Below are 14004 nucleotides of genomic sequence, written 5' to 3' on the forward strand. Positions count from 1 at the left end.
GGATCCGATTATTCCGCGGTTCAGGCGTGAATGTTGGCCTCTCGCTCGCGCACGGCCCTTCGAGGTTGAGCCGGCGAAAGAGCGTCCAGCGCTGCCCGGACCTGGATTGCAAGTTCTTTGGCGTTGGGATCTATAAGCATCGTGATATGGTTGCCCGGTGCTGAGGCCACATCGACGGGTTGCGTAGAATATCGCTTCCAGCCGAGCGTCGGATCTCCGAAAAGACGACGCAACAGACCTGAACGGCGCGCCAGCGAGAAGGAATCCGCCCAAACATAAGGCAAGCCGCCCAAAACGGCGCGCCAATTCTGGCGTAAGGCCCGCCAGAACATGACTATTGTGTGCTGCTTGGCTCCGCGCGGAATCGAAGTGAAGAGCTCGCGCGTGTGTACGAATACCACTTTGCCGTCGAACACCGGCGGGGCATATTTGACGGCGGCGTTGCTCGTCATCTTGACGTTTTCCACCAGACCGTGAATGGCTCCGGGGCCCGAATTCGGAGGCACAAACCCAACCTTCTTCAACGAATCCAACACGGCCTCGTATTGTTCGTCAACAGGCAGGCGCTTGAGCGTCGAGTACGAAATGTCAAAACGTGTCTGGAAGAAGAATTCAACCAGCATGAGAACGCACGCCAGCCAGAATGCATCGTCGGCAGTAGCCTGACATGCTGAATAGACCTGCGCTGCCTTCTGGGCGGGCAGCGGGGCAATGCTGTCCAACAGCACAACTGCGCCGACTTCGCAGCCTTCAGCCTTAAGCAGACGCGCAAGTTCGAGCGCGACGACACCACCGGAAGAGTGGCCGCCCAAGTAGTAGGGACCTTCGGGCTGCACTGCCCTAACCGCGCTCACGTAGTGCCGCGCCGTCTCCTCGATGGAATCGAACACAACGCGCGCGCCGTTGACACTGGGCGCTTGTATGCCATAGAAGGGGCGGTCTTCGCCCATGTGCTTGGCCAAGGCCATGTAGCAGAACACGGTGCCCGGAGCAGGATGCACGCAGAAGAACGGTGGTTTCGAACCGCGCGGTTGAATCGGCACAATTACGGGAACCGGTTCGTCGGTGGCCTGATTGCGCAGCACGGCCGCCATCTGCTCGATTGTTGGCGATTCGAAGAGAGCCGTCGGAGGGACAAGACGGTCGAACTTCTGAAGGATCTGATCCATCAGATACACGGCGGACAGTGAATGACCGCCCAGATCGAAGAAGTTGTCCGTGACTCCAATAGGCCGGACATCGAATACCTGCTCCCAAATGTGCACGAGTTCCAGTTCGACCGCATCGCGCGGGAGCACAACCGGGCCACGCATATTTCGGTCTTCGCGTTCCGGCTGCGGCAGGGCTTTTAAGTCCACCTTGCCATTGGGGGTCATCGGGAGTTCGTCAAGCACGACGAACGCGGATGGAATCATGTACTCAGGCAGCAGTTTCTTAAGCTGCGATTTCAGTTCGCCATTGAACGACTTGTTGCGTTCGCGCGGAACGATGTACGCGACCAGTTGACGGTCTTGCGGAACGTCTTCGCGCGCCATGACCACCGTTTCGGCGACATCCGGATGATCCTGCAAGACCGATTCGATCTCGCCGAGTTCGATGCGGTACCCGCGAATCTTCACTTGATGATCGGTTCGCCCGATAAACTCTAGGTTACCGTCCATGCGGTACCGTACGATGTCGCCTGTTCTGTAGAGGCGCTCGCCGGGGATCTGCGCGAACGGGTTGGGCACAAACCGATCTTCGGTGAGTTCAGGGCGGTTCAGATAGCCGCGGGCCAATCCCACGCCGCCGATATAGAGTTCACCGGCGACGCCAAATGGGGCGGGCCGCATGCGGTCGTCCAATACAAATACCTGCATATTGGCAATTGGCTTGCCAATGGCGGGCGCTTCCGTGCCGTCGCCGTCGTACTGTGCCGCGGTCACGTAAACGGATGTCTCCGTCGGACCGTATGCGTTGATGAAGCGGCGGCTGGCAGCCCATTGCGCGGCCAGTGCAGGCGGACAGGCTTCTCCGCCGACGATAACCGTCTTCAAATCGGGCAAATCTTCCGGCGACAAGGTCTTCAGATACGACGGAGTCAGCAAGACCACGTTCACATTGTGTTGCTGAAGCAGGCCGCGCAATTCGCGAGACGAGGTGACCGTCTCTTTGCTGGCGAGGCACAAAGTGCTTCCGGCGCAGAGTGTGGGGAAAATCTCCATCGCCGACGCGTCGAAACTCATCGAAGCGAACTGCAGCACGCGGTCGCCGACGCTGAGTTTCGCGAGGTCGCGTGCATTCAGAGCCATGTTTGTTAGGCCGCGATGTTCGATCATCACGCCCTTGGGGAGGCCCGTGGAACCCGAGGTATAGATAACGTATGCAAGATTCGTTGAAGACGCGCCGGGCTCCGGATTTCGACCATCGCATTGCGCAATTGCAGCCCAATCCGAATCGATGCACACCACGCGGGCTCCGCTCTTGGGCAGGGCCGACAGAATTCCGCTCTGGGTGACAAGTACCGGAGTCTTTGTGTCGTCGAGGAAGAACTTCAAGCGTTCGTGGGGATAGCTGGGGTCCATGGGCACGTAGGCGCCGCCCGCCTTCATGATGCCCAGTATTCCCACAATCATCTCGGTCGAACGCTCCACACACAATCCAACGACCGTTTCAGAAGTGACTCCAAGAGTTCGGAGATAATGAGCGAGGCGATTGGCGCGCTCGTTCAACTCCGCGTACGTCGTCCGTTCTTCGCCATACAGTAGGGCGATGGCATCGGGATGCTTGGCTGCCGTTTCTTCGAACAGACCGACCACGGTACGGTCCAAGGGCAGGCCGACGGCCGTATCATTGAACTCCACAACGAGACGACGAAGTTCGTCTTCTCCCACCAGCGAGACTTGGGAGACCGCCAATTCCGGATTCGCGATCATCGCATCCAGGACATTGTCGATGTGACGAATGGCGAGAGTCTGTAGGGCGTCATCAAAATAGGCCCGATTGAAATCGAAGCCAATTCCGAAACTCTCGTTCACGGGATTCTCAAAGACGCTCAGCGTCAGAGGTTCCGTTCCATAGCCGGACTGAATCCAGCGCACTTCCGATGCCGTTCCGGCGAATTCGGGCATGTTGAAGGCCAGGAAGTTCAGCAGAACATCCTGCGCGTGCATGTGCATGAGGTTATGGAAGTAGTACCGGCTATTCTTCAGCGAGGCGGCCGCTTGCTCGCCGACTTTGGCAACCAGCGACTGAAGGGTGTCGTCGTCGTCAATATCCACCGTAAGGGGCAAAACCCCGATAAAGATGCCTGGTGTCATCTTCTGAGCACCGCTGCGGCGGTTGTGGAACGGCATGCCGATCGATATCCGTCTGCTTCCGCTGAGGCGATGCAGGTAGGCAACAAGCGCCGCCGCAAACACGTTGAACACCGCCGCGTGCTGTGTCTTGGCAGCGACGGGGTCCTGTTCGGCGAGGGCTTTGATGCGCAAGGTTCGTTCGATGCCGAGATTGTGCCGCACCTTGCTGACGGTGCCCAGTTGCCGGACGATCGTTTTGCCGTAGAGGTTGATTGGCTCCACCTTACGCGCGAGTTGTTCGCGCCAGTAGGCGCGTTCGGAAGCGTCGGAGGCGTCTCCCCTGTGCGAGCGCTCGTATTCCAGATAGTCTTTGAACGGGGGCAGGCACGGCACGCTGTCGAGGGTCCCAGCCATCGCCGCTTCGTACAGATGAGACATGTATCCCGTCAGGATGACAAAGGAAAACGCATCGCTGATGATGTGGTGCTGATTCAAGTACCAGCCGTAGAGTTCATCGCCCAGTTTTAGGAGAACAGAGTCGAACAAGCGCTTGCCCATGTCGTGAACGACTTGGCAGCGCTCCGTACACCACTCCTGAGTGGCAATCCGATAGTCGGAAGCGCCGGTAAGGTCGACGCACTCCAGATCGAAGACCATGCTATCGAGCACGCGTTGCTGTGGGGCGCCGTCTACGACTTCGATGATGGTTCTTAGGGCATCGGTATTGTCGACCGCCTTCTGAAAGGCTCGCGCAAACAGGGCTGGGTCGAGGGCCTGCGGGATGTAAAGGACCATCGCGTTGTTGTAGAGGGGAATAGTGGGTTGCAGCTTCTGTCCCAGGTAGAAGACGAGCTGCGCACGGGTCAGATTCGAGCGCTCGTAAATATCCAAGCTACCTTCTCCCAGAATCCCCCTAAATGTAGGCGCATATACCGTGTCTTTGTGACGCGGCAACCAAGTTTCCCAGTATTTTTCCGCCGCGAGCGCGTCGATACGCCCGTGCATTGTCTGTTGCCCCCCCGTCACGCAAAGAGACTCCAACACGGTTCTGGTTCCGGAAGAGCCAAAGCCGCGTGCCAAATTCCGTAGAAGTTATTTTGCCCTGAATGCAACATCGAAATGTTTGCCGTTCCAACCGTACATAATGTCAAGTTAGATTCTCCAGAGCAAGCCGGGAGATTTTTCTCGCGCCCGATCATCCTGGCAGTCCAGTTTGACGCTCTGAAAGAACTGTCTCATAGATATCAAGAACTTGCCTTGCCTGCACGTCGAGGGAGTAGCGGTCAATAGCGCATTTCCTCGCCGCCCGTCCCATTTCTCGTTCCTTGGCCCGGTCGTCACACAGGCTCGACAGACAAGCATACAGGGAATCCGGGCCTCCGTCATAGACAAAACCGTTGACGCCGTCATCCACGATTTCCCGCAGCATCCCCCGGTTGGCGACGATGGCAGGTTTTCCCATGGCCATTGCCTCGCGCACCGCGCGGCAGGTCCCGTCGCTTCCGGGTACCAGGAAGACCTTAACACTAAACGCTTTGAGCATGCCCACATAGTTTTCGCCGGACACATATCCAGGGAAATGGACGCGATCCGTCAGATTCAATTCACGGACCGGTTGCTTTCCAACCGTTTCCTGATTCGTGCCTCGCCCGACGACGATAGCGTGGGCATTCTTCCCTGCATCGACAAGCATACGAATTGCACGAAAAAAGTCTTCATACCGCCGATGAGTCTGCATCCGGGCGACAATTCCTATTACGAACGCATCCGGCGGAATACCCAGCCATCGGCGTCCGTCGGGGACTTCACGAGCCGGATCGAAACGCTCCACATCAACCGCACCTGGAACTACTTGCATAGACCGTTCGGGATACCCGAAGGTTTCAAGGTCATGTGCCAGCGCAACTTGCGAAGGCTCCAGGATTCTGGCCGCGGAAAAGACGAGGCGTCGCTGGCGCTTGGGAGACCGAAAACCCTCGCCCTCGTAACTGGAGCGGATAATCGGTATGCCAAGTGACTGAGCGGGCCATCGGGCAATCCGGTGGTCGTTGTCGAGATGGCAGTGAAGAAGGTCGTAGCGGTTTGCCTGCAGATACCTTCCGAGAGCCATGCTATCGAGTAGGTTCCTGAGGGGGTGCCTGTGTTTCCCCATGCGGAACCGGAGTATAGGCTCAATTCCGCGGTCGCGAGCCGTTTCCACCATGGTATGGGGCACGCCTTCCGGCAGAGGGGGACAGGCGAAATCGGCGTCCACGCCGAGCTTACGCAAGGACAGGCATAGGTTCAGTGCGGGTTCGGCCGGTCCAGTCCATTTCGCGTTGCTGAAAAGGTGAAGTACCCTCATACACGTAGCACTGTATACAGGCGACTCAAGAAGCTACACGCCATTCATTTTGACGCTGACCAATTGGGACACGCCCCGCTCTTGCATCGTAACGCCGTAGAGCGCATTGGCCTTGGCCATTGTCTGCTTGTTGTGCGTAATCACGATGAACTGGCTCTGGTCCGTGAATTCATCGATGATACCCAGGAACCGTCCGATGTTGGCGTCGTCCAGCGGGGCATCGACCTCGTCGAGCACGCAGAACGGGCTGGGCTTTGCTTTAAAAATACTGAACAGCAATGCCACGGCCGTCATCGCGCTCTCACCGCCCGACAACAGCGAGATGGAAGTCGGCTTTTTGCCGGGAGGCCGGGCTTCGATTTCGATGCCTGACTCAAGCGGATCGTCTTCGTTCAGAAGATAGACGCGCGCCTGCCCGCCATTGAACAACCGGCGGAAGAACGCGCTGAAGTTCTCCGCGATTCGGTTGAATGTATCGAGGAACATTTCGCGAATTCGTTTGTCGCTCCGCTCGATGACGCCGAGCAATGCATCCTTGGCCTGATGGAGGTCTTGGGATTGGGCCAAGAGGAATGCGTGGCGCTGTTCCAGGGCTTCGTATTCTTCGATGGCCATGAGATTCACTTCGCCCATGCGCTGGAGTTTGCCGCGAATCTCGTTCACGAGGTTTGTTCGCGTATCGGCGTCGTACTCGTCGGTTCCGACCTGTTCCTCGGTCAGCGACGCCAGGGCAACGTTGTATTCGGAAATGATGCGTTCCTGGAAGAAACCGACACGGTCCTCGTTCTGGCGCAGCGCCAATTCGGTACGGTGGACTTCCGACTGCGAGGCGCGCGCTTCTTCGCGCAAATGCTTCAGTTCCTTCTCGATGGTCTCGCTTTCGTCGAGGAGGGTTTGCAGTTGGTTCTGGGCGTCTACGGCCTTCTTGCTCGCTTCTTCGCGCGTCTCCGACAACGCAACGGAGCGTTCGACGTGCAAGGCGATGTTTTGCTCGATGTCGGTTCGCTCTTGGTTCAACTGCTCGATGATGCCGTCGCGGCGTTCTGCTTCGGACATAGCATCTGCGCGTTCCCGCAGCAGCCGCTGCTTTTCGCGCTCAATCTCTTCGAGACGTTGAGCCAGTCCTGCCTGCTTCAAGCGGATGTCCGACAATTCACTCGTGAGCACGCTGAGCCGCTGCCGCGCGTGGGAGGCAGCGTCCTGCGCTTCGGCGAGTTCCTGCTGCAGCAATTCATCGTCGTTAATCGATGCGTCCGCTCGCGCAAGCGCTTCCTGGCGTTCCGAATCAAGTTGATCGCGCCGCGCGCGGAGTTCGTCGCGCTCACGGTCAAGCGCCTGGCCGCTTTGCACCATGCTGTCCAACTCGGCGGCCTGCCGCGCATGGTCAACAGAAATCACGTTCAGTTCCTGCCTGCACGTCTTCAAGCGGCCGTCAATTGCCGAGATTTCCTCCGCATAGCGGGCGATGTTTTCGGTCGTTGTCTTGCGGCGCTCCGCCAGTTCAACGATCTTCTTTTCCGCATACGCAACGCGCTTCTCGAGCTCGCCGATTTCCGCGCTGCGGCCCAACAACCCGCGGCTCTCGTGCTTGGTACGTCCGCCCGTGACAGCACCCGCCGACGACACAACTTCGCCGTCCAACGTCACCAATCGAGGATGGTTTGCACAGGAACGCGTGATACGGATGGCGTCATCGAGGGTATTCACGATAATGGTGTTGTGCAGCAGGTATTCAACAACGTGCTGCAAGCGCGCCTCGTAGCGCACGAAATCGATGGCCTGACCCACGACACCGGGCTTGCCGTCGTCATAAGGTGCATTGGAATCGCCTCGATCGGCGCGGCCATGCCCACGCACCGTGTCCAAAGGCAGGAACGTGACGCGTCCCGCGCCGGTGCGTTTGAGGAACTCGATGGCGCTTTTTGCCGCTTCGGCATTTTCGACGACAACATTGTTAATGTTGCCGCCGAGCGCAGCTTCGATGGCCTGCTCATACTCCTTATCGGACGATAGGAGGTCACCCACGGGACCGATAATGTCCCGAACGTCCATCATGTTCTTGGAGGCGGCCTTCATCACGGCGCGCACGCCGATGGCGAAGCCTTCGTAGTTGTCGCGCAGTTCGCGCAACGAATTCAGGCGGGCTTCAAGGCTGCTCTTTTCTTCGCGACTGGTGCGCCACTGTTCGTCTACGTCACGCAGCACATCGGTGTCGCGCTGTCTGGCAGTGACCGTCTGTTCACGGTCATGCTCCAACGCCGCCAACGCCTGTTGTTTTTCGGATTCCGCGCGACGGGCCGTTTCCAATGAGGCAAGCAGTTCCTCGTGACGCGAAGCCACCGTGCGTTGACGTTCGTAGATTGACGAAAGCTGTCGATCGACGCCTTCGATAGTCTCGTGCAGCTTTTCGAGCGCCGTTTGTGCGCGGGCGCGATCCGTCACGCGCTCGGTATGCCGCGCGCGCATCGCCTCCAGGCGCGCCTCCAAATCGGCAACTTCAGCGGCGGTCTGCGCGTGGGCTTCAATCTTTTGGGCGATTTCGCTATTCGATCCTTCTATTGCCGAGCCGACTTCGCCCGCCTGGCTGCCGGTATTGGCGACTTGCTCGTCGAGCGCAGCAGCCCGTTGAATGAGGGCTTCCTTTTCTTGCGCCGCCGCTTCGATCTTCTCGCCGCAGTACTCGATCTGTTGGCGCTGAAGCGCAATCTGGCGCTCGATCTTCTCCATCTCGGATTCAATCTCGTAGACGCCCTGCTGGCGGGCGAGCCGTACGCGTTCGACTTCCAGACGGTTCAGGTTGACTTCTTCGTGGCGCGCCTCAAGACCCGAGATACGAGTTGAGACTTTCTCGTAGCGGTCTGTTGAATCGGCAAACTGGTGCTTGAGAATTTCGATCTCGGAGGTAAGGCGGACGAACTCGAGCCACGCCGCTCGAATTTCGATCTCGCGGAGTTGATCGCTCAGTTCGCGGTACCGAATCGCCGCGTTGACTTGACGTTTCAGCGAACGCATCTGACGTTCCACTTCGGCGATGATATCGCCCAAGCGGAGCAAGTTTTGTTCGGCGGACTCCAAGCGGCGAACGGCCAGGCGCTTGCGGTTCTTGTATTTGATGATCCCCGCGGCTTCCTCGAAGATGAACCGTCTGTCTTCCGGCTTTGAGCTCAGGATCATGTCCATCTTGCCCTGGCCGATCATCGAGTAGGCCTGCGTGCCGATACCGGTATCCATGAAGAGTTCATGGATGTCTTTCAGGCGGCACGCGGCCTTATTGATGAAGTATTCGCTTTCGCCGGAGCGATAGATGCGCCGGGTAATCTGGACTTCGGAGAAGTCCACTGGAAGGCTCGAATCCGAGTTGTCGAAAGTGACCGAGACTTCGGCCATGCCCAAAGGATGCCGGTTCTCGCTTCCATTGAAAACGATGTCCTGCATGTTGGAACCGCGCAGTTCTTTTGCGCGCTGTTCCCCCAGCACCCATCGTAGGGAATCGAGAATGTTGCTTTTGCCGCACCCGTTCGGTCCGACCACGGCGGTAACGCCGGGATCGAGTTTCAAGATGGTCCGATCCGCAAAAGACTTAAAGCCAATCAGCTCGAGCTGCTTAAAGTACATGAAATTCCTGAATACCTAGGCGACGTAACGCGCCACACGTTGAATGGAAACCGCACGCCCTGTCGAATCGTCCGCTTCGATCACGACACCGTTCAGCCCTGGGCGTTCATTCGATATGGTATGTTCCACCGGCATGCCGGTCAGAAACTTGTGAATAATCTTATCTCGTTCCACCCCAATCACCGAATCCATTGGCCCGGTCATGCCGACGTCGGTGATATAGGCCGTTCCTTGGGGGAGTATCCGTTCGTCGGCAGTCTGCACGTGCGTGTGCGTACCCACCACGGCCGTGCAAAGGCCGTCGAAATACCACCCCAAGGCGATCTTCTCCGCCGTCGCCTCAGCATGAACATCGACCAGAACAACCTGGACTTCCCGGCGTAACGATTCCAGTTCGCTCCGCCCGACCGTGAAAGGACACCGCACCGGGTCCATGAACACACGGCCCAAAAGACTCACAATTCCAATAGACCGGCCGTCGTTCAGCCGCACGACCGTGCTACCCTTGCCGGGCACGCCTTCCGGATAGTTGGCCGGGCGCACCACCGTGCCAAAAGAATCCAGCGATGGAGCCAGTTCCTTCTTGCGCCACGTGTGGTTGCCCATCGTGATCGCATGAATGCCGCACCCAAGCAGTTCCCTCAGAATGGCCGGGGTCGCCCCCAGCCCGCCCGCGGAATTTTCACCATTGGCGGCAACGAAGTCAATCCGATGTTCGGCGCACAATTCCGGCAGCCATTTCTTGACGCACGTGCGCCCCGGTCCGCCGACAATGTCACCGATGAAAAGTATACGCATTCACCGACGGCCTACTTCGCCACTTCGGTGGCGCGGGTCTCGCGAATCACGGTCACTTTGATCTGACCCGGGTACGTCATTTCGCTTTCGACCTTCCGGGCCACGTCTCGCGCTAACTGCATCGCTTCGGCGTCGTTCATGCGCTCCGGACACACGGCGATGCGGATTTCGCGTCCTGCCTGAAGGGCATAGGACTTGTCAACGCCGGGGAATCCGTCGGCAATTTTTTCAAGTTGCTCCAGGCGCTTGATATACGTCTCGACGGTCTCGCGCCGGGCGCCGGGCCTTGCCGCGGACAATGCGTCGGCGGCCTGAACGATTACGGCCATCACCGAGGCTTGCTCCATTTCGTTGTGGTGCGCGCCAACGGCATTGGCAATCAATTCGTTTTCGCCGTACTTCTTGCAGAAGTCGTGCCCGATGAGGGCGTGCGACCCTTCGATTTCGTGGCTGACGGCCTTGCCCATATCGTGGATCAACGCGGCGCGCTTGGTCTCTGGGATGTTCAAACCCAGCTCCGCGGCCATGATTCCGGCAAGGTGGCAGACTTCAAGCGAATGCTTGAGCACGTTCTGACCGTAGGACGTACGATAGCTCAAACGGCCAAGCAGGCGGACGATTTCCGGGTGCAGGCTGTGTACGTCGGCTTCCAGGCAGGCGCGTTCGCCGACTTCCTTGATGGTCCGGTTCATTTCCTCCTTGACCTTCTCGACGACTTCTTCGATTCGGGCAGGGTGGATGCGACCGTCTTGAATGAGACGTTCCAAAGCAATGCGCGCGGTTTCACGGCGAACGGGATCGAAGCCGGACAGAATCACCGCTTCGGGAGTGTCGTCAATAATGATATTGATGCCCGTGGCGCTTTCGAGGGCGCGGATATTGCGACCTTCGCGGCCGATAATTCGGCCTTTCATCTCGTCATTGGGCAGCGCAACCACGCTGACGGTGGTTTCGGCGACGTGGTCGGCGGCACACCGTTGAATGGCTTGACCGATGATCCACTTGGCTTTTTTGTCGGAATTCTCGATAAGCTCTTCTTCGATGCGCTTAAGGCGAAGTGCGGCGTCACGCCGGACTTCAGTTTCCAACTGATTGAAAAGTTCCTTTTTCGCCTCTTCAGCACTCATGCCGGAAATTATCTCCAGTTTTTGAGTCTGTTCGGCGACGAGAGTCTCCAAGCGTTCGTGACTTTTCGCCAAGGCGTTTTCGCGATTGGTCAGGTCACGTTCTTTTCCGCTCAGTTCATTGGCTTTGCGCTCGATGGCTTCAACGCGCTTGTCAACCTGCTCTTCCTTACCAAGAATGCGTTTCTCAAGTGCAACCAACTCTTTACGAAATTCGCGGGCCTCCCGCTCCGCTTCTTCACGTTGCGCAATTCGCTGCTCTTTGATGGTGGTGTTGGCGTCTTTAATGATCGAAGCGGCTTCGCGTTCCGCGTCCGAAATGGTTTGGGCGGCCTGACGGCGCGCTGCCCCCATGAGGTTGCGTCCCAAAATCCTGGCGCCCACGACGGCGAGCACCAGTCCAACGAAAATGCCAGCTCCGATCCACGCGTAAAACAGTGGATCATCGTACATGCGATTGGACCTCCATCCTGGAAAGGATGTTTCTACCCGGTTTGGCGCCCCAGGAAGGATGGAGAACAAGAGAAGATATCGGAGCCGTTTTTGAACCTACTGTTAGATATGTACTTAGCGCAAACCATCCATGGCCCGCAAACACAACCCAACCATAGAAAATCCGCCGTAGCAGAGATTTAGGCTTATCCGACTATGTCCCATGCCTTGCCTCAGGACGTCCGAAGTAACAAGTACAGAATACAGATCTGAAATAACAGAGGGCAGTATAAGGAATATGTTAACGTGAAGTCAATCCAATAGATCCTCCTTTTAGCGCAATTCACCGATTGAGGGAGGATACCCTGGGGAGGTATAAACAAGTAGGGACTCGCAAAAACCAACCAAAATATGGTATGCTGGATTCCGAAATGAACGCACAATACGTAAATCCCTTTGTTGAAGCTGTTTTTGAATTGTTCTCAACGATGCTGCAGTCCAAAGCAGCGCGCACGGGCTTAGGTGTAAGCGGTGGAGAGCAACACCCTGACGAAGTCATGGCGCTGATTGGCTTTAGCGGGGTCGTTCGGGGCACTGTTGCATTGGCCATGCCACATAACACGTGTCAGGGCATGGTGCGGCGTTTGCTTGGAGAGGGCGTGGAGGCGGATCCGGAGACCGTTTCGGATACGATTGCCGAAATGGTGAATATTGTTGCGGGTGCGGCCAAGTCGAAACTTTCTCTGCAAGTCAAAGAGACGCTAGAGCTTAGCCTTCCTGTGGTAGTCCACGGTGACGAGTTTGAAGTCTTCTCCCCTTCGCATGCCATTTGGCTTGAGATTCCCTTTTCGAGCGATCTCGGACCTCTTTGTATGCGCCTATCCTTTCAGAATAGTTAATCCTTTCCTTGGAAGACCCAATCGCTACCAAGTGTTTTCTTCCTGAACCATGGAGTGCCGGTTCGCGAAACGGATGAAACTTTCAGGCGCTTTTGGGGATTAGAATTTGGGCGCTTTCTGTAGATGGCGCTAAACGCCGCTGCAAGGCCATACCAAAACCGCAATCATTGCGTGTCGGGAGGTGTACGGTGAGGGGAATGGAAGGTTGTAGGACGGGATGTGCTGACTATCGCGCTTTCAATCGACGGGATTTCCTGAAGGTTGGAGTCATCTCGGGACTGGGTCTGACGCTTGGCGACTATTTCCGGTTTTCGGAGGCCCGCGCCCAAACAAGTCCCAAGGCCGAATCCGTCATTTTCATTTTCCTCGCCGGCGGCATGAGTCATCTGGACACGTTCGATCCGAAGCCCTACGCGCCGATCGAATACCGGGGTGAAGCCGGGACTGTCAATACCAATACGGGCGAAGTCTTTGGAGGCGTTTTCCCGGGCTTGGCGTCTGTAGCGGACAAGTTGGCCGTGATTCGATCTATGACGCACGGGGAGGCTGCCCACGAACGCGGCACGCACAACATGCTCACGGGATACAGGCCGAGTCCGGCGATTGTCTATCCGAGCATGGGAAGCGTGGTGGCACACGAGTTCGGTCCGCGCAACGATCTGCCGGGATACATTGCCATACCTGGCGCAAGCGATCCGTTCATGGGCTCAGGGTATCTCAGTTCCGCGTTTGGACCTTTCAGCGTGGGGGGAGAACCCGCGACGGATGGTTTCCAAGTTCGTGATTTGAGTCTTGCGAGCGATGTGACGCCAGAACGCATGGAGAGCCGCAAGACCTTGCTGGCTGCCGTGGACAGTCATTTCGCGTCGTTGGAGAAGACCGACGCGCTGAATGCGATGGACAGCTACTATCAGCGCGCGTACGCGCTGATAAGCTCTCAATCGGCGCGTGAGGCATTCAATATTTCGGCAGAACCGGCGGAGTTACGCGATGCGTACGGACGCACGGCGATGGGGCAACGGCTGTTGCTTTCCAGAAGGCTTGTCGAGGCAGGCGCGCGTTTCGTGAGTGTCATTGATGGCGGGTGGGACATGCACACGAACATCAAGGCGAGCATGAACAACCAGGCACCAGGGCTCGACAAGGGCTTGACGGCGCTAATCAATGACTTGGCAAATCGCGGTCTTCTCGAGAAGACGATGGTCGTTTTGACAACGGAATTTGGCCGTACCGTTCGGATCAACAAGGACGGCGGCCGGGACCACTGGCCGAAGGCGTTCAGCATGATGCTGGCCGGAGGCGGAATAAAGGGCGGGATTATTCACGGCGCGACGGACGCGTATGGCGCTGAACCCGCAGATTCGCCAGTGGGGCCGGGAGACATCGCGGCGACGGTGTTCACGCAGTTGGGTATCGACCCGGCGCGTAAGCTCATGAGCGCCGGTGACCGGCCGGTTGACATCGTACGGGATGGAAGCGTCATCTCCGCAGTGACGGCGTAATCAGTAATTTTG

At 57.5% G+C, this 14004-nt stretch carries 7 protein-coding genes; 2 read left to right on the top strand and 5 right to left on the bottom strand.

The annotated features are described in order from the left end of the window. Positions 1-20 precede the first annotated feature (20 nt). From K1Y02_01835 to rny, 5 genes are all read right to left on the bottom strand, one after another. A complete protein-coding gene (locus K1Y02_01835; GenBank protein ID MBX7255073.1) occupies positions 21-4283 on the bottom strand; it encodes an amino acid adenylation domain-containing protein in 4263 nt (1420 codons plus the stop codon). A 190-nt stretch (positions 4284-4473) separates the two neighbouring features. After that, positions 4474-5622, bottom strand: a complete 1149-nt coding sequence (locus K1Y02_01840; protein ID MBX7255074.1) for a glycosyltransferase family 4 protein — start codon at positions 5620-5622, stop codon at positions 4474-4476. Positions 5623-5655: 33 nt separating this feature from the next. Further along, positions 5656-9237, bottom strand: a complete 3582-nt coding sequence (gene smc / locus K1Y02_01845; protein MBX7255075.1) for a chromosome segregation protein SMC — start codon at positions 9235-9237, stop codon at positions 5656-5658. A gap of 15 nt (positions 9238-9252) precedes the next feature. Further along, on the bottom strand, positions 9253-10035 hold the full coding sequence (locus tag K1Y02_01850; GenBank protein MBX7255076.1) for a TIGR00282 family metallophosphoesterase: 783 nt from the start codon (positions 10033-10035) through the stop codon (positions 9253-9255). A gap of 11 nt (positions 10036-10046) precedes the next feature. Further along, the gene (rny, locus tag K1Y02_01855; GenBank protein ID MBX7255077.1) at positions 10047-11612 is read right to left on the bottom strand and encodes a ribonuclease Y; all 1566 of its coding nucleotides are present in this window, start codon (positions 11610-11612) and stop codon (positions 10047-10049) included. A gap of 410 nt (positions 11613-12022) precedes the next feature. Between rny and K1Y02_01860 the strand changes: the two genes are divergently transcribed. Together K1Y02_01860 and K1Y02_01865 are read left to right on the top strand one after the other, a co-directional pair. Next, a complete protein-coding gene (locus K1Y02_01860; GenBank protein ID MBX7255078.1) occupies positions 12023-12490 on the top strand; it encodes a chemotaxis protein CheX in 468 nt (155 codons plus the stop codon). A 197-nt stretch (positions 12491-12687) separates the two neighbouring features. Next, positions 12688-13992, top strand: a complete 1305-nt coding sequence (locus K1Y02_01865; GenBank protein MBX7255079.1) for a DUF1501 domain-containing protein — start codon at positions 12688-12690, stop codon at positions 13990-13992. The last annotated feature ends 12 nt before the right edge of the window (positions 13993-14004 follow it).

It is taken from the genome of Candidatus Hydrogenedentota bacterium, from assembly GCA_019695095.1.
Classification (GTDB): domain Bacteria; phylum Hydrogenedentota; class Hydrogenedentia; order Hydrogenedentales; family SLHB01; genus JAIBAQ01.

Excerpts from the sequence above, each read along its gene's own strand:
- smc (MBX7255075.1), bottom strand. The coding sequence starts at position 9,237 with ATGTACTTTAAGCAGCTCGAGCTGATTGGCTTTAAGTCTTTTGCGGAT.
- K1Y02_01840 (MBX7255074.1), bottom strand. The coding sequence starts at position 5,622 with ATGAGGGTACTTCACCTTTTCAGCAACGCGAAATGGACTGGACCGGCC.
- K1Y02_01835 (MBX7255073.1), bottom strand. The coding sequence starts at position 4,283 with ATGCACGGGCGTATCGACGCGCTCGCGGCGGAAAAATACTGGGAAACT.
- rny (MBX7255077.1), bottom strand. The coding sequence starts at position 11,612 with ATGTACGATGATCCACTGTTTTACGCGTGGATCGGAGCTGGCATTTTC.
- K1Y02_01860 (MBX7255078.1), top strand. The coding sequence starts at position 12,023 with ATGAACGCACAATACGTAAATCCCTTTGTTGAAGCTGTTTTTGAATTG.
- K1Y02_01850 (MBX7255076.1), bottom strand. The coding sequence starts at position 10,035 with ATGCGTATACTTTTCATCGGTGACATTGTCGGCGGACCGGGGCGCACG.
- K1Y02_01865 (MBX7255079.1), top strand. The coding sequence starts at position 12,688 with ATGGAAGGTTGTAGGACGGGATGTGCTGACTATCGCGCTTTCAATCGA.